The organism is Alphaproteobacteria bacterium (assembly GCA_033344895.1).
Lineage (GTDB): Bacteria > Pseudomonadota > Alphaproteobacteria > UBA8366 > Aestuariispiraceae > Pacificispira.
Genome location: JAWPMN010000001.1, coordinates 817,691 through 837,625 on the forward strand (window position 1 = coordinate 817,691; position 19,935 = coordinate 837,625).

The 19,935-nt window shown below is 63.9% G+C and carries 21 protein-coding genes; 15 read left to right on the forward strand and 6 right to left on the reverse strand.

What is annotated here, in order from left to right:
- Positions 1–85 precede the first annotated feature (85 nt).
- The 9 genes from R8L07_03950 (at position 86) to R8L07_03990 (ending at position 8,040) form a co-directional block, all read left to right on the forward strand.
- Complete coding sequence (locus R8L07_03950) at positions 86–2,302, forward strand: primosomal protein N' (protein ID MDW3204674.1); 2,217 nt, start codon at positions 86–88, stop codon at positions 2,300–2,302.
- A 130-nt stretch (positions 2,303–2,432) separates the two neighbouring features.
- Positions 2,433–2,987: a CDP-diacylglycerol--glycerol-3-phosphate 3-phosphatidyltransferase gene (gene pgsA / locus R8L07_03955; GenBank protein MDW3204675.1), complete on the forward strand. Its 555-nt coding sequence runs from the start codon at positions 2,433–2,435 to the stop codon at positions 2,985–2,987.
- 3 nt (positions 2,988–2,990) lie between these two features.
- Positions 2,991–3,488: a molybdopterin-guanine dinucleotide biosynthesis protein B gene (gene mobB, locus R8L07_03960; GenBank protein MDW3204676.1), complete on the forward strand. Its 498-nt coding sequence runs from the start codon at positions 2,991–2,993 to the stop codon at positions 3,486–3,488.
- A 42-nt stretch (positions 3,489–3,530) separates the two neighbouring features.
- Complete coding sequence (locus tag R8L07_03965) at positions 3,531–5,255, forward strand: adenylate/guanylate cyclase domain-containing protein (GenBank protein ID MDW3204677.1); 1,725 nt, start codon at positions 3,531–3,533, stop codon at positions 5,253–5,255.
- Between the two features lie 33 nt (positions 5,256–5,288).
- Positions 5,289–5,528 (forward strand): hypothetical protein, encoded by a 240-nt coding sequence (locus R8L07_03970; protein MDW3204678.1) that lies wholly within the window; start codon positions 5,289–5,291, stop codon positions 5,526–5,528.
- Positions 5,529–5,558: 30 nt separating this feature from the next.
- A complete protein-coding gene (locus R8L07_03975) occupies positions 5,559–6,857 on the forward strand; it encodes a molybdopterin molybdotransferase MoeA (GenBank protein ID MDW3204679.1) in 1,299 nt (432 codons plus the stop codon).
- On the forward strand, positions 6,854–7,105 hold the full coding sequence (gene moaD, locus R8L07_03980) for a molybdopterin converting factor subunit 1 (GenBank protein ID MDW3204680.1): 252 nt from the start codon (positions 6,854–6,856) through the stop codon (positions 7,103–7,105). Before R8L07_03975 ends, moaD begins: the two co-directional genes overlap by 4 nt.
- Positions 7,106–7,108: 3 nt before the next feature.
- Complete coding sequence (locus tag R8L07_03985) at positions 7,109–7,561, forward strand: molybdenum cofactor biosynthesis protein MoaE (GenBank protein MDW3204681.1); 453 nt, start codon at positions 7,109–7,111, stop codon at positions 7,559–7,561.
- Positions 7,552–8,040 carry a GNAT family N-acetyltransferase gene (locus tag R8L07_03990; GenBank protein MDW3204682.1) on the forward strand — a complete coding sequence of 163 codons (489 nt, stop codon included), beginning with the start codon at positions 7,552–7,554 and terminating at the stop codon, positions 8,038–8,040. Before R8L07_03985 ends, R8L07_03990 begins: the two co-directional genes overlap by 10 nt.
- Positions 8,041–8,047: 7 nt before the next feature.
- Here the strand turns inward: R8L07_03990 and R8L07_03995 are convergent, their stop codons facing one another.
- Positions 8,048–8,554, reverse strand: coding sequence for a hypothetical protein (locus tag R8L07_03995; protein MDW3204683.1), 507 nt, complete (start codon positions 8,552–8,554; stop codon positions 8,048–8,050).
- A gap of 140 nt (positions 8,555–8,694) precedes the next feature.
- On the opposite strand from R8L07_03995, the gene gpmI reads away from it, so the two are divergent.
- The 5 genes from gpmI to R8L07_04020 all read left to right on the forward strand — a co-directional run bounded on the left by gpmI (position 8,695) and on the right by R8L07_04020 (position 14,954).
- The gene (gene gpmI / locus R8L07_04000) at positions 8,695–10,254 is read left to right on the forward strand and encodes a 2,3-bisphosphoglycerate-independent phosphoglycerate mutase (protein ID MDW3204684.1); all 1,560 of its coding nucleotides are present in this window, start codon (positions 8,695–8,697) and stop codon (positions 10,252–10,254) included.
- The gene (locus tag R8L07_04005) at positions 10,241–11,605 is read left to right on the forward strand and encodes a peptidoglycan DD-metalloendopeptidase family protein (GenBank protein MDW3204685.1); all 1,365 of its coding nucleotides are present in this window, start codon (positions 10,241–10,243) and stop codon (positions 11,603–11,605) included. Before gpmI ends, R8L07_04005 begins: the two co-directional genes overlap by 14 nt.
- A gap of 92 nt (positions 11,606–11,697) precedes the next feature.
- Positions 11,698–12,942: a S41 family peptidase gene (locus tag R8L07_04010; protein MDW3204686.1), complete on the forward strand. Its 1,245-nt coding sequence runs from the start codon at positions 11,698–11,700 to the stop codon at positions 12,940–12,942.
- A 76-nt stretch (positions 12,943–13,018) separates the two neighbouring features.
- The gene (locus R8L07_04015; GenBank protein MDW3204687.1) at positions 13,019–14,329 is read left to right on the forward strand and encodes a divergent polysaccharide deacetylase family protein; all 1,311 of its coding nucleotides are present in this window, start codon (positions 13,019–13,021) and stop codon (positions 14,327–14,329) included.
- Between the two features lie 70 nt (positions 14,330–14,399).
- Positions 14,400–14,954, forward strand: coding sequence for an RNA pyrophosphohydrolase (locus R8L07_04020; protein ID MDW3204688.1), 555 nt, complete (start codon positions 14,400–14,402; stop codon positions 14,952–14,954).
- 96 nt (positions 14,955–15,050) lie between these two features.
- On the opposite strand, the gene R8L07_04025 is transcribed toward R8L07_04020, so the two are convergent.
- On the reverse strand, positions 15,051–15,764 hold the full coding sequence (locus R8L07_04025) for a phosphoadenylyl-sulfate reductase (GenBank protein MDW3204689.1): 714 nt from the start codon (positions 15,762–15,764) through the stop codon (positions 15,051–15,053).
- A 278-nt stretch (positions 15,765–16,042) separates the two neighbouring features.
- On the opposite strand from R8L07_04025, the gene R8L07_04030 reads away from it, so the two are divergent.
- Positions 16,043–17,032, forward strand: coding sequence for a putative metalloprotease CJM1_0395 family protein (locus R8L07_04030; GenBank protein ID MDW3204690.1), 990 nt, complete (start codon positions 16,043–16,045; stop codon positions 17,030–17,032).
- A gap of 33 nt (positions 17,033–17,065) precedes the next feature.
- On the opposite strand, the gene R8L07_04035 is transcribed toward R8L07_04030, so the two are convergent.
- Genes R8L07_04035 through R8L07_04050 form a run of 4 tightly spaced genes read right to left on the reverse strand, consistent with a single transcriptional unit; the run spans position 17,066 to position 19,931 of the window.
- The gene (locus tag R8L07_04035; protein ID MDW3204691.1) at positions 17,066–17,524 is read right to left on the reverse strand and encodes a 23S rRNA (pseudouridine(1915)-N(3))-methyltransferase RlmH; all 459 of its coding nucleotides are present in this window, start codon (positions 17,522–17,524) and stop codon (positions 17,066–17,068) included.
- A 46-nt stretch (positions 17,525–17,570) separates the two neighbouring features.
- The gene (gene rsfS, locus R8L07_04040) at positions 17,571–18,002 is read right to left on the reverse strand and encodes a ribosome silencing factor (protein MDW3204692.1); all 432 of its coding nucleotides are present in this window, start codon (positions 18,000–18,002) and stop codon (positions 17,571–17,573) included.
- Positions 17,999–18,640 (reverse strand): nicotinate-nucleotide adenylyltransferase, encoded by a 642-nt coding sequence (locus tag R8L07_04045; GenBank protein MDW3204693.1) that lies wholly within the window; start codon positions 18,638–18,640, stop codon positions 17,999–18,001. The genes rsfS and R8L07_04045 overlap by 4 nt, the downstream gene beginning before the upstream one ends.
- Positions 18,641–18,650: 10 nt before the next feature.
- Complete coding sequence (locus R8L07_04050) at positions 18,651–19,931, reverse strand: glutamate-5-semialdehyde dehydrogenase (GenBank protein ID MDW3204694.1); 1,281 nt, start codon at positions 19,929–19,931, stop codon at positions 18,651–18,653.
- Positions 19,932–19,935: the final 4 nt, after the last annotated feature.

The window sequence follows — 19,935 nt, forward strand, 5'->3', positions numbered from 1 at the left end:
AGATCATGCCCCGATTCGCGGAAGTAAACCGCTTTCAACGCCGCTTCCGCCGTGACGTGCCCCGGTTCGGGACGGGGGCAACGCGATGACGGATGGAACGCCGCCGTTGGCCCGTTCTTTGTTCCCTCCGGCCCGCCGGGTCAAGGTTCTATTGCCGCTGCCGCTGGCTGGATCCTACGATTATGGCGTCCCTCCGGGCCTTGAGCCGGTGCCTGGCAGTTTCGTCGAGGTCCCTCTGGGCGGCCGCGCCGTTGTCGGCGTCGTCTGGGACGGAGAGCCGGATCCGGACGACGTCCCCGAAGCAAAGCTGAAGGAAATCAGCGGCATCCTGCCGGCGCCACCGCTTCCCGAAGCGTCACGCCGGTTTGTCGAGCGGGTCGCCGCCTATACCCTGGCGCCACCGGGATCGGTCCTGCGCATGGCGATGAGCGCGCCAAAGGCCCTGGAACCGGCCTCCCTACGCACCGTCTACACCGCCGCCGATCCGCCGCCGGACGACCTGCGATGGACCGCGGCACGGCGCCGGGTCATGAGCGTCGCCGCCGACGGCCCCGCCCTGCCCGCCGCGGACCTGGCGCGTGAGGCGGGGGTTACGCCCGGCGTCATCCGGGGCATGGCCGATGCCGGCGCCCTGCTGCCCTTGCGTCTGCCGGATACCGAAAACTTCGAGGAGCCCGAATGGAAGCGCCCGGGCCCTGCCCTGTCGGACAGTCAGGGCGCCGCCGCATCCGAGCTATGCGACGCCGTGCGCGCCAGGGCATTTTCCGTCACCCTGCTGGACGGGGTCACGGGATCCGGCAAGACCGAAGTCTATTTCGAAGCGGTCGCGGCGGCATTGGAAGCCGGGCGGCCGGTCTTGGTTCTGCTGCCGGAAATCGCCCTGTCAGCGCAATGGCTGGAGCGATTTGAGGAACGGTTCGGCGTACGCCCGGCGGAATGGCATTCCGACCTGCCGCCCGGCACGCGCAGGCGCACCTGGAAGGCCGTTGCCGAAGGCCGCATCAAGGTCATGGTCGGCGCGCGTTCCGCCCTGCATCTGCCGTTTCCGGAGCTCGGCCTGATCGTTGTCGATGAGGAGCATGATGGCTCCTTCAAGCAGGAAGAAGGCGTCATCTATCACGCCCGGGACATGGCCGTTTTACGCGCGCAGGTCTTCGGCTGCCCGATCATCCTGGCCTCCGCCACGCCCAGTCTGGAGACCGTGACCAACGCAGAATCCGGCCGGTACCGCCGGCTGCGACTGACGGAACGACATGGGGTTGCCGAACTTCCCGCCATCGACATGGTCGATCTGCGCAAGACGCCGCCGCCCCGGCAACGCTGGATTTCCCAGCCATTGCAGGACGCACTGGAAGAAACCCTGTCCCGGGGTGAGCAGGCCCTGCTGTTCCTGAACCGCCGGGGCTACGCCCCGCTGACGCTGTGCCGGACCTGCGGCCACCGTATCGAATGCCCGGCCTGCGATGCCTGGCTGGTCGAGCATCGCTTCGGGCGGAGACTGGAGTGTCACCACTGCGGTTTCGCGATGAAGACGCCGGACCACTGCCCGGAATGCGAGGATACCGGCAGCCTCGTCGCCTGCGGCCCCGGCGTGGAGCGCCTGCATGAGGAGGCCCTGTCGATCCTGCCGGATGCCCGGATCGAGGTCGTCACATCGGATACCCTGCAGGGACCGCTGGCTGCCGCCGCCTTCGTGGACCGCATGGCCAGCGGCGAGGTCAATCTGGTGATCGGCACCCAGATCGTGGCCAAGGGCTATCATTTCCCCCTGCTGACCCTTGTCGGGGTGATTGATGCCGATCTGGGTCTGGCGGGCGGCGACCTGCGTGCGTCGGAGCGGACGTTCCAGTTGTTGAGTCAGGTCGCCGGGCGAGCCGGACGCGCAGGCCATTCCGGCCGCGTCATGCTGCAAACCGCCAATCCGGGTGCCACCGTACTCCAGGCCATCGCCACCGGCGACCGCGACGGGTTCTATGCCGCCGAGGCTGCGATGCGGGAGGAACACGGCTGGCCCCCGTTCGGCCGGCTGGCCGCGCTGATCGTCTCGGGCGAGGATGAGGACCTGGTGGAGCGGAGCGCGAGCGACCTGGCGCGGGCCGCGCCGCGCAGCGAGGGGTTGCGGGTTCTGGGGCCGGCAGCGCCGCCGCTGGCACTGCTCAGGGGTCGATACCGACGTCGACTGCTCCTCAAGACCGGGCGGGACATCAGCATTCAACGGGTCCTGAGTGACTGGTTGTCGCGGGTGAAGCCACCGAACGCCGTAAGAGTTCAGGTGGATGTAGATCCCTACAGCTTCATGTGACCGTATCCTGTGACAATCGGGAACAGCCCTTCCGATTGCGCCGATGGCGGCAGCCGGGTAGTAAGAAACCGGATTGCCGACCCACCGAACCGGGGCGGCGGTTCGTCCGACGGAGGGGTGCCGGGTCGCGATGTTGTTCAGTCTGCCGAATTTCCTCACGCTGCTGCGCATTGTGGCGATCGCACCGATCGTCGGCCTGTTCTATATCGACGAGAACTGGGCCCGCTGGACGGCCTTCGGCCTGTTTGCCGTTGCCGGAATTACCGATTTCTTCGACGGATATCTCGCCCGCGCCACCGGGCAGGTGTCGAAGCTGGGCCGCTTCCTGGACCCGATCGCGGACAAGCTCCTGATCGCCGCGGTAATCCTGATGCTGGTTGCGTCCGGCGGTTTGAGCGGGCTCGCGGTTCTGCCCGGCCTCGTCATCCTGATCCGCGAAATCACTGTTTCCGGTCTGCGCGAATACCTTGCCGAACTGCGGGTCGGCATGCCGGTATCCAACCTGGCCAAGTGGAAGACCACAATCCAGATGCTGGCGCTTGGCTTCCTGATCGTCGGGAAGGCCGGTCCGGCCATTCTGCCGACCGTGCTGATCGGCGACGTTTTGATCTGGATCGCGGCCCTGCTGACGGTCGTCACCGGTTTCGACTATCTGCGCGCCGGCCTGAAACATATGACGGAATAGGCCATGCGGGTTCTGGGCATCGCCGGTTTCAGCGGCGCCGGCAAGACAACACTGGTAACCCGGCTGATACCGGCCCTTGTCGCGCGCGGGCTGAGCGTTTCCACGGTCAAGCATGCGCATCATGCGTTCGACGTCGACACACCCGGCAAGGATTCCTACGAGCATCGCAAGGCAGGGGCGTCCGAGGTGCTGGTATCCTCCGACCAGCGCTGGGTCCTGATGCATGAACATCGTGGCGCCGACGAGCCCGGCCTCGACGACCTGCTGAAGAAGCTGGCACCGGTCGATCTGGTCCTGGTCGAGGGATGGAAATTCGGCGACCATCCGAAGCTGGAAGTGTTTCGGAGTTCCGTCGGCAAGCCGATGCTGGCGCAGCAGGATCGCAACGTCATCGCAATCGCCACGGACCTGTCGGAGCTTCCCTCCCTCACCATCCCGCGGCTGAACATCGATGACATTGATGCCATTGCGGATTTTGTCGCGGAGTATGCTAAGGTCTGATCCGTCCCGGCCGGCATTCGGCCGTCCAAATGGAGCAACCGAATGCTGAAATCCTTTTCCATCGGCGGCAAGATCTACTCGATTGCCCTGGGTCTGGTGATCCTGATGGTCGCGGTCTCCGCCGCGTCCCTTTACATGGTCGAGCGGGTCCGGGAGGAACTGCAACTCCAGTCTGCGATATTTCTGCCCCTCAGCAACCGGATCGCCTCGATCGAAGCCCGTGTGCTGGATGGCGAAGTACATATCGAGCGGTTGCGCCATGCGCTGGAAGAAGGCCGCCGGACGGCGATGTCGGACGACATCCATCGCGAGATCCAACGGATCGGCGCCACCGCCGACGAAGAATTCCAGAGAGCCTATGCGATTCTGGAAAACATCGATCAGGATACCCTGACCAAGGAAAGCGCTGTCGCCGCCGCCCAGGTCGAAGCCGCGCTGCATCAGGTCGATGCCGAATATCGCGACTATCGCATGAAGCTGGAACGCCTGCTGAAGGCGGAATTGAGCGGGGCCCTGTCCGACGTCCAACTGCTGAACGACCTGGTGATTCAGGACGAGCAGGAAATCTACGCCCATGCCGAAAAGGTGCGGGCCCAGATGCAGAACCATGTCACGGCATCCCTGAACCATGTCGTGGAACTGGACGAGATCCTGGATCGCCTGATCTTCACATTGACCGGGCTCGCCGCGCTGTTGGGGCTGATCCTGTCCGCCGTCGTAACGCGCTGGATCGTGAACCCGATGCGGGCCCTGGTATCGGGACTGAAGCGGGTGGAGGATGGCGACCTGGAGACGGAGTTGCGAATCGACACCCGCGACGAGACCGCCACCATGGCCCGCAGCTTCAACGAAATGATCGCCGGACTGCGGGCGAAGGAACGCATAACCGAGACCTTCGGGAAATATGTCGATGCCCGTGTCGTCGACTCGCTGATCGGCAATCCATCGCTGACCAAGCCGGGCGGGGACCGGCGGCACATGACAGTGCTGTTCACCGATATGAGCGGCTTTACCGGCCTGTCGGAAGCACTGTCCCCGGACCTTCTGGTGCGCCTGCTGAACGAATACTTCACCGAGATGTCCGACCCGATCACGCGCCGGGAAGGCGTGATCGACAAGTATATCGGCGATGCGATCATGGCCTATTGGGGACCGCCCTTCACCGATCCATTGCATCAGGCGGAATGGGCCTGCGCGGCGGCCCTGGACCAGTTGGATCGCCTGGAGGGATTCCGGAAGGCCGTACCCGAAATCATCGGCGTGAAGCTTCAGGCCGATCCGATCGACATCCACAGCGGCATCGCCAGTGGCCCGGCCCTGGTCGGTACGGTCGGATCGCATCAGCATCGGAACTACACGGTGATGGGCGACACGGTGAACCTGGCGGCCCGCCTGGAAGGCGCCTGCAAGGCCTATCGCGTCCGTATCCTGGTGGATGAGGCAACCCAGGCGGATTGCAAGAACGTGCTGTTCCGCGAGATTGATTTTCTGCGCGTCAAGGGGCGTGGCGAGCCGGTGCGCGCCTATCAGCCGATGGCCCGACTGCCCGCACCGGATGTGGACCAGCAGCTTGCGAAGACCTATGCACAGGGCCTGACCGCCTTTCGAAAGCGGGATTTCGACGGCGCGATCCGTCTGTTCGACAAATGCCTTGAAATCGTCCCGAACGACGCGCCGAGCCAGGTCCAGAAGGAGCGTGCGGAGGCCCTGCGCAACGCACCGCCACCGGAAGACTGGGATGGCGTTTGGGAGATGCGAAGCAAGTGACGGATCGGGTCCTTGCCGTTATGCTGTGCCACCATGTCCGATCGAAAACGCATAGACCCCAGACTGGTCCCCCCCGGTATAGGCCATAACGGCGGCCCGCCGCTGGAAAGCCGCTATACCTGGAAGGCAGTCTGCTGGCGCAAGGCGCAGGCTAAGGCTTGGAAAACGCCCCCGCCGGAAGTCGTGCGCCGCCGCTGCAAACGGGCGGAAGAACTGGGCATGACCTACCGGGAATACACGCTGGAAATCCTGGAACGCGGCCGGCACCTCTAGGCCGAACTCGCGACTGGGAATGGATCAGGCATGGCGCAGCTGACCGATGACTGTTTTGCCTTCGACGGGCCGCTGATAACGGCGTCCGAAGCGCTGGCGCGTATTCGTGATGGCCTGACCGCGGTTGCCGGGGTGGAATCCGTTCCGATTCGCGACGCGCTGCACCGCATTCTGGCCACCGATATTGCCGCACCGCACGCCATTCCGCCCTATGCAAACTCCGCCGTCGACGGATTCGCCGTGTATCACGCGGACCTTAATCCGGATGCCGAGACGGTTCTGCCGGTGGTTGGACGCGTTGCGGCCGGTCGCCCGCTGGGCCGCCCCCAGAAACGGGGGGAAGCCGTCCAGATCTTCACCGGTGCTCCCATGCCGGACGGTACCGACGGCGCCGGCCCCGACACCGTGATGATGCTTGAAGACTGCCGCGCCTCTGACGACGGGGCACGGGTTGCCCTGCAGCCGGGTATTAAGCCGGGGGCAAACCGTCGGCTGGCCGGCGACGATGTCCCTTCCGGCGAAACCGTTCTGACCACGGGAACACGGCTGGGCCCGGCAGAGCTGGGCATGGCCGCCGCCTGCGGATTGACGCACATGTCGGTCCGGCGCCCGCTATCCGTCGCGCTGTTCTCCACCGGGGATGAGGTAACGGAGCCAGGCAGCCCCCTGCCGAACGGCGCGCTTTACGACGCGAACCGCTATGCGATCGGCGCAGCGCTGCGTGCCATCGGCTGTACGGTCGACGATCTGGGTATCCTGCCCGACGATCCGGCCCGTATTCGCGAGACCTTGCGGCATGCGGCCGGCCGCCATTCAGCCATCCTGACCTCTGGCGGGATGTCGATGGGCGAGGAAGATCACGTCCGCGCCGCTGTCGAGGCCCTGGGTAGTCTGAATTTCTGGCGGGTCGCCATCAAGCCGGGCCGCCCCGTGGGAATGGGCCTGATTCGCGGCGAAACCGGCGAAAACACGGTTCTGATCGGACTCCCCGGCAATCCCGTCGCGGCGATGACGACCTTTATCGCCATGGCGCGGCCGGTTCTGCTGACGCTGGCGGGTGCGACATCAACCGACGTGCCGAGATTTCGGGTCGTCGCCGATTTCAGCTATAAGAAGAAATCCGGACGCCGCGAGTTCGTCCGCGCGAGACTGGACGGTCGGGATGCGGCGACTTCCCTGCCGCGTGCGGTGAAGCACGGCCGCAGTGGGGCTGGCGTTCTTTCATCCATGGTCGGTGCGGACGGATTTGTGGAACTTCCGGAGGAAGACACCCATCTGGAACCGGGTACAGCGGTGGATTTCCTGCCGTTTGCGGAGGTATTTCGATGAAAGTTCTGTATTTTGCCTGGCTGCGCCAGCGGATCGGTACCGGCGAGGAAACCCTCGACCTGCCGGAAGACGTCACCAATGCCGGGGAACTGATGGAATGGTTGAAGACCCGCGGTCCTGGCTACCAGCAGGCATTTCAGAACGCCGATGCGGTGAAGATCGCCGTCAATCAGGCGTTCGGGTCACGGGACACGCCAGTCGCGGCCAATGACGAGGTCGCCTTCTTCCCGCCCGTGACCGGTGGCTGATCGATGAGCATCACCGTTCAGGCCGGGGATTTCGATGTCGGGGCGGAGCTGTCCGCGATGACAGACGGCAATGTGTCCATCGGCGGCGTCTGCAGCTTCGTCGGGCTTGTCCGGGATATGAATGACGACGCAGGGGTCGGGGCGATGACCCTGGAACATTACCCCGGCATGACCGAGCGGATGCTTGAGGAAATCGAGGCGGAGGCCCATCGACGCTGGCCGCTGGAAGCCAGCCGCATCATCCACCGTTATGGACGGCTGGAGCCGGGCGATCGCATCGTTCTGGTGGCAACCGCCAGTCCGCACCGGCTGGCCGCATTCGAAGCCTGTCATTTCCTGATCGACTGGCTGAAGACAAAGGCGCCGTTCTGGAAGGCCGAGGAACTGGCCGACGGCGATACAAGATGGGTGGAAGCCCGCGACGGAGACGAGGAGGCAGCGGCGAAATGGCGCTAGAAACGAACCTGGATACCGGCCCGCTGGAAATCGTCCGCGCCGGCGAGAATGACGCAGATCTGGTGGCCATCATGGTCCACCGACTGCTGCATGAGGTCGGGGCCTGGCACGGCGCGCCCGACGACGAACGGATTCATGAAGTCTGCCGCGAACTGATGGAAGGGGATTCCCGCTTCATCGCGCTGCTGGCTTTTGACGCGGAGCGCCGTCCGGTCGGCGTCATGACGATCACGGAAGCCGTCGCGATCTATGCCCAGGGTCGCCTGGGCATCATCATGGAGCTCTACGTCGTGCCCGATGCGCGATCGGCAGGGATCGGCGACCGCCTGATCCAGGAGGCACGGACTATCGGCCTGTCCCGCGGCTGGACAATTTTGGAAGTCAATACACCGAACGGTGAAAAGTGGGCGCGGACCCAGTCGTTCTATGAACGCCAGGGCTTCCGGCATGTCGGCCCGTTCATGAAGCTGAAGCTTTAGCCCGGAATTACAGGTAGGCGAACGCCTTTTCCTTACCCAGTTCCTTGCCAAGCTTCTTGCCGACCCGATTAATCAGCTTGGTTCCCGCCTTGGAAATGCCGAGTTGATCCGGGAAGGGCGGCCCCTTGCTGACCCGGTCTACCAGCCCATGCTGCGACAGCAGGATCAGCAACCGGCGAATGGTTTCGCGCGACACGCCGATATTGCCGAAGATCTCGAACAGCGCCGACTGGCTGAGATTCGGATAGATCTTGAGGTTGCCCGGCGTGTCGACTTCATGCCGTGCAAGGAGTGACGCAAACTGCTTCTCGGTCAGATCCGACGAAGAGAAATCCGCCAGAAACAGCAGGATGGTGTAACTGTGGATACTCGACAGCTGGACAGCATCCTGACGCGCCAGCGGTGTCCCCGATCCTTCCAGCAATTTTTCGATCTCCCGCTCGAACGCACGCAGTGCGAGGGCAGGGGCTCGTAGGTTCGCGTCGATGGGGGTCGCTTCCTTGGTCTTCGCCATGTCCCGATCCTTTTTCAGCAACGAATAGGCCGCAGACTTTCAACACCCCCGCGTCTGCGGTACAACCTCCCCTCCGGCACTCATTATAGTATGGGGACGCCGAAATTGCATTACCAGGATCAGAAAATAGCGCTGAAGCCATGACGACAAACGCTTCGAAACCTCGCCCCGTTGTCCTTTGCATCCTCGACGGATGGGGCGAGAGGGCCGAGACAAAGGACAACGCGATCGCCGCCGCGAAGACACCCGTTTTCGACCGGCTGAAAGGGTCCTTGCCTTTTGCCACGCTCGAGGCATCAGAGACCTTTGTCGGCCTGCCCAGCGGACAAATGGGCAATTCCGAAGTAGGGCATATGAACCTGGGTGCCGGGCGTGTGGTCATGCAGGACCTGCCGCGCATCGACGCCGCTATCGAGGCGGGCGAACTGGCTGCCAATCCGGAACTGAAGGATTTCGCGGACAGGCTCCGTCAGTCCGGCGGCACGGCACATCTTCTTGGGCTGCTCTCGGATGGCGGCGTGCACAGCCACCAGAACCATATTGCCGCCCTCGCCAAGGAACTGACCGGTCTGGGCATTCCCGTGATCGTTCATGGTTTCCTGGACGGCCGCGATACCCCGCCACGCAGCGCCGCCACCCTGGTCGCCGAATTCGAAGCCGCGACACCGGGTATCCGGATCGGCACCCTGTGCGGGCGCTACTGGGCCCTGGACCGTGACAAGCGCTGGGACCGGGTCCGCAAGGCCTATGATCTGCTGGTAGACGGTGTCGGCGCGGAAGCGAAAGACTCCGAAACGGCGATTGCGGCTTCCTATGCCGCCGATATCGGCGATGAATTCGTCGAGCCGGTCGCCCTCGGCGGCTATGACGGCATGCGCGACGGAGACGGCATTCTGATGGCAAATTTCCGTGCCGACCGGGCCCGTGAAATTCTGTCCGCTCTGCTCGACCCGGCTTTCGACGGGTTTCAGCGCGGACGCCGCGTCACGTTTGCCGCCAGCCTGGGCATGATCGAATACTCGGAGGCGCATAATGCCTTCCTGAAGACCCTCTTCCCGCCCGAAACCCTGGACGATGTGCTGGGGGCGGTTGTCGCCGATGCCGGTGGAAAGCAGCTGCGCATTGCAGAAACCGAGAAATACGCGCATGTCACCTTCTTCCTGAATGGCGGGCGCGAAGCGGTTTTCGAAGGCGAGGACCGGATTCTCGTGCAGTCGCCGGATGTCGCGACCTATGACCTGAAGCCTGAAATGTCAGCGCCTGAAGTCACGGACAAACTGGTCGCCGCCATCGAATCCGGGACCTACGACCTGATCGTCGTGAATTACGCCAATACGGACATGGTCGGGCACAGCGGGGTGTTTGAAGCCGCCGTCGCCGCGGTCGAGGCGGTGGATACCTGCCTTGGACGGCTGGAAGCCGCGGTCCTGGCAGCCGGCGGCCGTATGCTGGTGACAGCCGATCACGGCAATGCCGACATGATGGTCGATCCGGAAACGGGCGGCACGCACACGGCGCATACGCTCAGCAAGGTTCCCCTGCTGCTTGTCGGGGCACAGGACGACGCGATCGATGGACTGGGCGACGGGCGCCTGGCCGATGTTGCGCCGACCCTGCTGGACCTGATGGGCTTGGCACAACCGGCCGCCATGTCAGGACGGAGCCTCATCCGGCGCTCCGCCCGCCATGCCGCGGAATAGGCGTACAGACATTTTCCTTCCGGCCGTCCTGTGGCTGACGGCAAGCCTGGTATGGCTGCCTCACCCTGCTGCAGCGCAGACCAATCCCGAGGCCGAAGCGGAGCGGATCGAAGCCGAACTGGAAAGCGAACGTGCGCGCAGCCGCGAATTGGAGAAGCAGGCGCAATCCCTGGCCCGGGAGCTGGAAGAGTTGCGCATGCAACTGGTCAGCGTCGCCCGCGACACGCAGGAGCGCGAGAATCTGGTCAGCAATCTGGAAGTGCAGATCGCCGACCTGAGGGCCGAAACCGAGCGACGCCGTCAGGTTCTGACGGAGCGTCACAGCCAGTTGACCGGTACCCTGAGCGCCCTGACAGGTCTGTCCGCCGACGCGCCGCGCGCCTTCTTCCTGTATCCCGGCGAACCGATGGATGCGGTGCGCGGTTCGATCCTGCTGCAATCGGCGGCCCCGGTTCTGGGGCGCCGGGCCGGCGTCCTGCGCGACGACCTAGCGGCGCTTGAAGCGGTTCGCGCGGATCTCAACGACAAGCTGGACCGGCTGAGCCAGCAGGACGCTGCCTTGACGCAGGATCGCGCCCGACTGGAATCCCTCATGGTCAAGAAGCGCGCCCTCTATGAGCAGACCGCGCAGCAATCCCGGGCCGCCAACGAAAGACTGCGCGAGTTGACCGAGAAGTCAGCCGATCTCAAAGAATTGATGGCCGCCCTGGAAGCCGAACGCATTTCCCGTGAGGTCGAAGAGGCCGAACGGTTCCGTGCGCAGCAGGAGGCTCTCGCCGCAGCGGAAGCAGCCGCAAACCGAGCCTCGGAACAGGCCGCGCCGCCGCAGGCAGACGGCACGGATGCCGCACAGCTCGCCGCACTTGCCATCGCGCCGACGCGGCGACCCGACGGAATCCGGGCCTTTCCCGCCGAGGGAGTCATCACACCGCCTTCAGTCGGAGATCTGATCCAGCGATATGGACAGGATACCGGCTACGGCCAGACCGCAAAGGGCATCGTCATAGAGACCCGCCCCGATGCCGCAGTTTTGTCACCTTTCGATGGAAAGGTGGTCTTCGCGGGACCGTTCCGCGACCTTGGCCCGATCTTGATCATAGAGCATGACGGTGGATATCATACGGTTCTGGCGGGGTTTGCGCGCATCGACGTCGCCGGCGGACATTGGGTACTGGCCGGGGAGCCGATCGGCATCATGCCGCACGCGAATACCGTCGTCTCCGAATTTACGGGCGGAAAGAGTTTGGGTAGCGGAACGCGTCCGCGGCTCTATATGGAACTGAGGCGCGAGGGGCATCCCGTCAATCCGCTTCGATGGATCACGGCTGGCAGCATTAGGGTGAACGGATGATTTCTCAGAATGACGTATGTGCCATTTCGAACCGCGCCGGCTTGCCCGCCGTTCGATCCTTCCTGGCGGCTGCGGCCCTGGGCATCGCCTTTATGGCAGCGCCGGCACCGGACGCCTTCGCGCAGGATACCGACAAGGACCAGCCCGACACTTTCGAAATGCTCGATCTGTTCGGTGAGGTCTTCAACCGGGTGCGCGAGGATTACGTCGAGGAGATCAGCGACAAGGATCTGATCGAGGCCGCGATCAAAGGCATGCTGAACAGTCTGGATCCGCATTCGGCCTATATGGACGAGGAAACCTTCCAGGCCATGCAAACCCATACCCGCGGCGAGTTCGGCGGGCTTGGGATCGAGGTCAGCATGGATGAAAGTGGATTTGTCCGGGTCGTCTCGCCGATTGACGACACGCCGGCGGACCGGGCCGGTATCGAGGCCGGGGACCTGATTTCCCATCTCGACGGTGATGCGGTGAAGGGCCTGACACTGAACGAGGCCGTCGAGAAGATGCGCGGCCCGGTCGGTGCCGAAATCGTGCTGACCATCCTGCGGGAAGGCGTCGCGGAGCCCTTCGATATCACCATTACCCGCGACAAAATCCAGATTCAGTCGGTGCGCAGCCGTCTGGAAGGGGATGTCGGATATATCCGCATCACCAGCTTCTCCGGTCAGACGCAAAGCGGCCTGGAACGCGCAATCGATGAGATCAAGCAGGAAGCCGGCGACGGCCTCTTGGGCTACGTCCTGGACCTGCGAAACAATCCGGGTGGCCTGCTGAACCAGGGCGTGTCCGTTTCCGACACCTTCCTGGAGCGCGGCGAAATCGTCTCCACCCGCGGTCGCGACCCGGAGGAAATCCAGCGCTTCCAGGCGACGCCGGGCGATCTTACCGACGGCCTGCCGATCGTGGTGCTGATCAATGGCGGCTCCGCCAGTGCATCGGAAATCGTTGCCGGCGCCCTTCAGGATCAGCAGCGGGCCATCCTTCTCGGCACACCGACCTTCGGCAAAGGGTCCGTTCAGACGATCACCCCGCTAAGCCGCAACAACGCCGCCATCAAGCTGACCACCCAGCGCTTCTACACCCCCAGCGGCACGTCGATCCAGCAGTTGGGCATCAAGCCGGACATCACCGTCGAACGCGCCCGGGTAGAGGTGATCGACGGCGGTCAGCGGCGTTTCGAGCGCGATCTGGACGGCTCTCTGGAAAACGAGAACGGCGACGTCGAGAATGACGACCGGGCGGCGACCGATACGACGATCGACGACTACCAGCTTGCACGCGCACTCGACCTTGTGCGCGGAATCAGCTTGTATCGGACTCAGTCGTCCAACTAAGTCGCGGCGGGCATTGACGCGGACTCGCATCCTCATCGCGCGGTTCGGTCGCCTGACCGCGCGATGAGGGTTTGTTGTGCAGAAGCCGAACATGGCCGCCATTATCGAGAAGTTGAAAGGGATCGGACCCGCCCTGCGTGCCCGATTGCCCGGAAAGCTGGGCGGCGGCCGTGACAAGGAAGTGGAACCCGATCCCTACGCGGACGTTCCCGACCATCTGAAGCCGACCTTCTTCGAGCGCAACGCTCATATCCTGCCGGTCGTGGCGGCCTATGCGGCACTCTTCCTCGCAGTGGTGGGCATCGGCACCTACCTGTTGCTGAAGTCCGAATCCATCGAAGCAGAACTGGAAGCCAAGATTCCGCGGGTCGAGATGACCGAATTCGATCTCGTCGACAAACGCGGTCAGTCATCAGAGGATTCAGGTGCTGGTGAGGCTGCGGTTCCCGGCGCAGCGTCGGAGGCCCAATCGGACAACACTCCGACCTCCCAGGCGACGGAGACGCAGGAGGCATCGACGACCGAAACCGAGCAGGCGCCCGTCCGGTCGGTCGATGAGCCGGACCCCTACGCCGGCAATCTTGCGCCGCATCCCGATCCCGGACTTGTGGAGCAGATCGCAACCATCGGAAGCCTGCCGAAAATCGGGGAGGACGGTCGGCTGCCGTGGAAGGTCTATGCCCGGCCATCCAGCAGTCTGGAAAACCGACCCCGCATTGCGGTGGTGGTCACCAATCTGGGCCTGTCGGAGCGCAGCACGGAGGCAGCGATCGCCCTGCCCGGCGCGGTCACCCTCGCCTTCTCGCCTTACGCGCCGCGGATCGAGGAATGGATCGCAAGGGCGCGGGAAGCGGGACACGAGGTTCTGCTGGGACTGCCGATGGAGCCGCGAGACTTTCCGCGCAGCGACGCCGGTCTTCTCTCACTCATGACCTCAGTCGATGAGGAGCAGAACCTGCTCAACCTCCAGCGGGTCCTCAGTGTCGGGTCCGGCTATATCGGCGTGGTCAATTTTCAGGGATCCGGCTTCACGGCCAGTCGCGCCGCGATGCAGCCCGTTCTGGAGGCCCTGACCAACCGCGGGCTGGTCTATCTCGATACCTTGGAGAACGCGACCAGTGTCGCGCCGGAACTGGCCGAGATTCTGAGCACCCCCTTTGCAACGGCCGATCTGGTATTGGACCAGAGCCTTTCGCGGCCTATGGTGACGTCGCGATTGAGCCAGCTGGAACTGGTCGCAAAGAACCAGAAGACGGCCATCGTCGCCGTTCAGGCCTTTCCGATGTTGATGGAACGTGTTGGATCCTGGACCCGGGACCTCGCCGGAAAATCGATGGTCCTGTCGCCGTTATCCGGCATAATAACGGCCCGCAATCGCGGAAGCTGATCGTTCGTCACAGAACGGCGTTGTTCAATAATCAGGCCGGTGAACCGGTCGAACAGTGTTTGGAGCAGGGATGTCGGGACGGGAACAATCGGATGTACCAACACGTACGGGTCCGGTCGCAATCACCGATTCCGTCGATCCCTATCGGGACGATCCCCGCCCCTATCGCCCCTGTGTCGGGTTGATGCTGTTCAACCGGACCGGTGCCGTCTTTGTCGGCAATCGTATCGATGTCCCGGGCGACCATTGGCAGATGCCACAGGGCGGGATCGATCCGGGCGAATCTCCCGATCAGGCCGCCTGGCGCGAACTGCGCGAAGAAGTCGGCACCGATCAGGCGGAAATCCTGGCTGAAAGCAAGACCTGGTACCCCTACGATCTGCCTGTCGGCCTGTCACGACGGATATGGAAGGGAAAGTATCGCGGCCAGACACAACGCTGGTTCGCATTCCGCTTTCTGGGTCAGGACGATGACATCGACCTGACCCACCACAAGCCGGAATTCAGCGAATGGCGATGGGTCTCGCTCGACAAGCTTCCCGACCTGATCGTGCCGTTCAAGCGGCCGATCTATGAACGCGTGATCCGCGAGTTCTCGGAATTCGGTCGCCAGGCTTCCGGATAATCCGGCCCTGAATCGCCGGGGGCTCCCGCCGATGCGAGAGCCCCACTGTAGTATTGGCTTAATTCCGCTCTCGCCGGGCCGGCACGGCGCGGTCGGTTATGCCGCGCGCTCGCCGTAGCGGTGGATGCCGCATTCGGTCTTTTCCTGACCGACCCAGCGCCCGGACCGGTCATCGCCGGCCGCAACCGGCTTTCCGGTGCAGGGGCCGCATCCGATCGAGCGATATCCGCGGTGCCACAACGGATGGCGCGGCAGCGCGAAGTTTTCGAAATAGGCATCGATACGATCCGGCGTCCAATCCGCCAGGGGATTGAGCTTCAGCCGGTTCGGCCCGTCCGTTTCCGCTGTCGGCAGAACCGCGCGGGCGCCGCCCTGGAAGCGCTTGCGTCCCGTGACCCAGACATCGAACTGCGCCAGCGCCTTGTCCAGCGGTTGAACCTTTCGCAGATCGCAGCACGCGTCCGTGTCCGTCTTGTGCAGCAGCCCGTCAGGATCGCCCGGAGTTGCGTCACGGGCGGGACCGATACTGCGCACATCCTCAAGCCGAAGCCGGTCGATCAGCATGTCCCGGTAATCCAGCGTTTCCTGGAAATGCTTTCCGGTGTCGATGAACAGGACCGGCGTCCGCCGATCGATCCGGGCGACAAGATCCAGCACGACCGCCGATTCCGCGCCGAAGGCGGAAACCACGCAGGCCCGACCCGGAAAAATCTCCTCCAGGGCCTTACTGAGCAACGGCGTGTCTGAAAGGCCGCTCAGCGCCTGCAGGGCGGTTTCCAGACGATGGGGACTGTGGGCGTCGTGGCTCATCTCATCTCTCCAAACTGTATTTTCATAATCTATACACTGTGTTTGTGTGATTCAATGATTTCCACACTTTCAAACGATCTATTTTTGGAAGACTCGTTTCAGAGTCGCCATTTCCCCGCATTTCCGCTAATCTGACGTCTGATCAGGGGCAGAATTGCCTTTCAACCCGACCGTCAGCAATGATCCGACGTCCAGTCGACACGCAGACGATCAGCAGGATCGGGCACCGAACGGCATCGAATTGCGATGCGCACGGGTGTGCCGTCAGAAGACGAGCAATGCAGATCGACGGGGCCGGATCGGCCGCACTGGCAGCAGTTCAACAGATCGGATCGCTTCGCGAACCGCCTTCTGCTGCCCCTGTACCGTCCACGCCGATCCAATCGACTGCCACCCAACAGTCTCAATCACTGCAGCATTCGGGCGCGCCGATTGTGGGGCTGTCAGGATCTCACCTTAGTGCCCAGGCGGTCACGACCCTGCAGCAAAGCGATGGTTCCGGGCTGACCCGACAGATTGTCGGGGGCCGAGCGGGTGATGACACCCGTGGCGGAGCCGGAGCAGAGGACGCCTCCGACGCGTCATCACGGCAACCGCAACCCCAGGTCGGGGAAGATGGTTCGGACGGGCTGACGACCGAAGAAGAGGCCGTTGTCCGGGAACTGCAACGTCGGGACGCGGAAGTTCGGCGGCATGAACAGGCCCACGCCGCCGCCGGCGGCCGCTTCGCCGGGGCACCAAGCTACGAATATGAGCGGGGGCCGGATGGACGGCTTTACGCCATAGGCGGCGAAGTCAGCATCGACACCAGCCCGATCCCGGGTGACCCGCAGGCCACCATCGCCAAGGCACAACAGGTGCGTCGCGCGGCATTGGCGCCTACCCAGCCTTCGCCGCAGGACCGGCGCGTCGCCACGGAGGCACAGCAGCAGATTGCCCAGGCCCGGGCGGACCTGAGAACCGAGCAAGCCGAGGCCCGCGCCGAAGAGGCGGAAAGCCGTCGGGAGAGTTCGGAATCCGTGGAGGCAACCCGAGGTGATTCCGAAGGTGGGAACGCATCCGCCCTGGGCGAGGCGACACAGCGCGCCGATGCCGTTCGACAGGCCGCGGGCACGTCCCAGCCCTCGATCGAGAACGGACAACAGCCCGCTGCCATCGTATCGACCGACCTTGCATCCCGCAGCCTTCAAGCCGGTCAGGCCTTCAGCCAGTCCCTCGCACTGAACGACACGGCGGGGTCACCGCGTCAGGCCCGCGGCTTCTTCTAGCCTTCGCCACCACGGCCCTAATTCCTAACGCCCCTAATCCCGGTGATACGGGTGCCCATCCAGTATCTGGCGGCACCGATAGATCTGCTCTGCCAGCATCGGCCGAACCAGCATATGCGGCCAGGTGACCCTCCCGAAACGGATCTTCAGACTGGCCGATTGCTTCAAGCCTTCCGACAGACCATCGGCACCGCCAATCAGGAAGACCAGGTCGCCGACACCGCCGTCCTGCCATTCCCGAAATCGCGCCGCGAGTTTTCGGCTGGTGAGATCATCCCCGGTTTCATCCATCGCCACGATCACCGCGCCGTCGGGAATCTTCGCGCGGATCAGTTCGTCCTCCCGGGCGATGCGCTGGTCGGTGGGAAGCGGTCGCTTCTCCTCCACTTCGATCAGGTCGAGGGGCCAGGCGATGCGCTTGCGATAGACATCATAAAGACTTTGTTCGGGCCCGCGCTTGGCGCGCCCCACCGCGATGATGCGTATCCGCATCGACCCCTCTCCGTTCCGGCGGTCCGAAGCGGGCCGCCCTCATCCGTCAGGCGTGCAGGCCCATCGGTTCCGGCATTGCCACGCCCCACATCTTCTCCAGATTGTAGAAGCTTCGGACCTCCGGACGGAACAGGTGTACGACCACGTCGCCGGCATCGATCAGGACCCAGTCGCCCTGACTCAAACCTTCAACGGTCGCCCCCTGGACGCCCTCGGCTTTCAGCTTTTCCAGAAGATGGTCGGCCATGGAAACGACTTGCCGGCTGGAAGTGCCGGACGCGATCACCATGTGATCCGCGATTGTCGTCTTGCCGCGCAGTTCGATGACGGTCACGGCCTGGGCCTTGTCGTCATCAAGAGAGGTTTCGATCAATCCCAACAAGGCGTCGGGATCCGGTTGCTGCGCAAGGTTGGTAGCGATCTTCGGTCTCTCCTTCTCAAACCGCCGACGCGCCTGCGGCCGGTTTCCGGGTCTCATGACTGATCCGATTCGGGTTCTGTTGAGGGAAACCCGCCGGAAGCCCTGATCGCGGTGGCCGACGCCGCATGTCGGCGTATCGCCAAAAACACCCAGGCCGGCGGCGCTCTGTATGCCAGGGTCGAGGCGAACCTTTCCGGCAGCTGCGATCTGGCAAACCGGGTTGCCGCCAACCCGGCCAACGCTTTGGAATCATACGTAGGTCTTGCAAAAACGGCAAGGGGAACGGTCATGAAGATTTTGTGCCAGCGATACCAGCGGTGAATTTGCAACAGATTGTCCGCCCCCATCAGCCAGACGAACCGCACCCCGGGCACCGCGCGTTGCAGTCGTTCCAGCGTCAGCGCCGTCTGTGCCGTCCCCAGGCGGCGCTCCAGATCGGTGACCCGGATGCGGGGGTCGCGGGCGACAGCCCGGGCGGAGCCCAGCCGCTGCTCAAACGACGCCATGCCGGATGTCGACTTCAGCGGGTTCTGCGGCGAGACCATCCACCAGACCTGATCGAGCCTGAGCCGCTTCAGCGCCTCGCGCGATATGTGCAGGTGCCCCTCATGGGCCGGATTGAACGATCCGCCCAGCAGACCGACGGTCATCTGTTTCCGGCGATGAACAGGTATCCGGGGCGGAATCTTGCGCATCGCCGACGGGTCAGCCTCTGATCTGCCCGGTGCCGCGAACGCGGTATTTGAAACTGGTCAGCTGCTCCGCCCCAACCGGGCCGCGGGCATGCATGCGGCCGGTGGAAATACCGATCTCCGCCCCCATGCCGAATTCACCGCCATCCGCAAACTGGGTTGAGGCATTGTGCATCACGATCGCCGAATCCACCTCGTTCAGGAAACGCTCCGCGGCAGCGGCATCCTCGGTCACGATACAGTCCGTATGATCCGACCCGTAACGTCCGATATGGGCCATCGCCTCATCGAGACCGTCCACGATCCGGACCGACAGGATGGCATCCAGATATTCCGTCGACCAGTCTTCCTCGCCGGCGGGTGCCATCCCCTCCACGAGGGCGGCCGCCTCCTCGTCACCACGAAGCGCGCAGCCTGCATCGACAAGGGCGGCCGCGACCCTGGGCAACAGGTCCGCCGCAATGGCGCGATCCACCAGGAGGGTTTCGGTGGCGCCGCAGATGCCCGTCCGGCGCATCTTGCCGTTGACCGCAATGGCAACCGCCTTTTCCGGGTCGGCCTTCGCATGAAGATAGAGATGAACAAGCCCTTCCAGATGGGCGAAGACCGGAACGCGCGCATCGCTCAGCACGCGTTCAATCAGGTTGCGACCGCCGCGCGGTACGATCACGTCGATCAGTCCCGCGGCCCCCAGCATGGCACCGACAAAGCTACGGTCGCGCGTCCGGGCAATCTGCACCGAATCCTCGGGCAGCCCCGCCTCCGCCAGCCCCTGCCGCAGGCAGTCGGCAATCAGACCCGATGAATGAAGACTCTCGGAGCCACCCCGCAGGATCGCCGCATTCCCCGCCTTGACGCAGAGGGCACCGGCGTCGGCGGTTACATTCGGGCGGCTTTCATAGATCACTCCGATCACACCCAGCGGCGTGCGGACCCGTTCGATCTTCAGCCCGTTCGGGCGGTCCCAGGCATCGATCACCTTGCCGACCGGGTCCGGGAGATCCGCGACGGCATCCAGCCCCGACGCCATCGCCTCGATCCTGTCGGGGGTCAGCAACAGCCGGTCCAGCATGGCGGTGCTCAGCCCCTTGTCGCGGCCGAATGCCATATCCCTGGTGTTTGCCGCCTCGATCTCGGACGCCCGCGCCCGAACGGCCGCCGCGGCCCGGCGCAGCCCCTCGGCCCGCTGGTCCGGCGTGGCAAGCCCAAGCGACCGGCACGCATTCCGCGCCCTTCCCGCCATGGCCTCCAGATCCGCCTTCGCGTCTTCCGCTGCCGCCGTCACACCGTCCATGATC

Excerpts from the sequence above, each read along its gene's own strand:
- R8L07_03950 (MDW3204674.1), top strand. The coding sequence starts at position 86 with ATGACGGATGGAACGCCGCCGTTGGCCCGTTCTTTGTTCCCTCCGGCC.
- pgsA (MDW3204675.1), top strand. The coding sequence starts at position 2,433 with ATGTTGTTCAGTCTGCCGAATTTCCTCACGCTGCTGCGCATTGTGGCG.
- mobB (MDW3204676.1), top strand. The coding sequence starts at position 2,991 with ATGCGGGTTCTGGGCATCGCCGGTTTCAGCGGCGCCGGCAAGACAACA.
- R8L07_03965 (MDW3204677.1), top strand. The coding sequence starts at position 3,531 with ATGCTGAAATCCTTTTCCATCGGCGGCAAGATCTACTCGATTGCCCTG.
- R8L07_03970 (MDW3204678.1), top strand. The coding sequence starts at position 5,289 with ATGTCCGATCGAAAACGCATAGACCCCAGACTGGTCCCCCCCGGTATA.
- R8L07_03975 (MDW3204679.1), top strand. The coding sequence starts at position 5,559 with ATGGCGCAGCTGACCGATGACTGTTTTGCCTTCGACGGGCCGCTGATA.
- moaD (MDW3204680.1), top strand. The coding sequence starts at position 6,854 with ATGAAAGTTCTGTATTTTGCCTGGCTGCGCCAGCGGATCGGTACCGGC.
- R8L07_03985 (MDW3204681.1), top strand. The coding sequence starts at position 7,109 with ATGAGCATCACCGTTCAGGCCGGGGATTTCGATGTCGGGGCGGAGCTG.
- R8L07_03990 (MDW3204682.1), top strand. The coding sequence starts at position 7,552 with ATGGCGCTAGAAACGAACCTGGATACCGGCCCGCTGGAAATCGTCCGC.
- R8L07_03995 (MDW3204683.1), bottom strand. The coding sequence starts at position 8,554 with ATGGCGAAGACCAAGGAAGCGACCCCCATCGACGCGAACCTACGAGCC.
- gpmI (MDW3204684.1), top strand. The coding sequence starts at position 8,695 with ATGACGACAAACGCTTCGAAACCTCGCCCCGTTGTCCTTTGCATCCTC.
- R8L07_04005 (MDW3204685.1), top strand. The coding sequence starts at position 10,241 with ATGCCGCGGAATAGGCGTACAGACATTTTCCTTCCGGCCGTCCTGTGG.
- R8L07_04010 (MDW3204686.1), top strand. The coding sequence starts at position 11,698 with ATGGCAGCGCCGGCACCGGACGCCTTCGCGCAGGATACCGACAAGGAC.
- R8L07_04020 (MDW3204688.1), top strand. The coding sequence starts at position 14,400 with ATGTCGGGACGGGAACAATCGGATGTACCAACACGTACGGGTCCGGTC.
- R8L07_04025 (MDW3204689.1), bottom strand. The coding sequence starts at position 15,764 with ATGAGCCACGACGCCCACAGTCCCCATCGTCTGGAAACCGCCCTGCAG.
- R8L07_04030 (MDW3204690.1), top strand. The coding sequence starts at position 16,043 with ATGCAGATCGACGGGGCCGGATCGGCCGCACTGGCAGCAGTTCAACAG.
- R8L07_04035 (MDW3204691.1), bottom strand. The coding sequence starts at position 17,524 with ATGCGGATACGCATCATCGCGGTGGGGCGCGCCAAGCGCGGGCCCGAA.
- rsfS (MDW3204692.1), bottom strand. The coding sequence starts at position 18,002 with ATGAGACCCGGAAACCGGCCGCAGGCGCGTCGGCGGTTTGAGAAGGAG.
- R8L07_04045 (MDW3204693.1), bottom strand. The coding sequence starts at position 18,640 with ATGCGCAAGATTCCGCCCCGGATACCTGTTCATCGCCGGAAACAGATG.
- R8L07_04050 (MDW3204694.1), bottom strand. The coding sequence starts at position 19,931 with ATGGACGGTGTGACGGCGGCAGCGGAAGACGCGAAGGCGGATCTGGAG.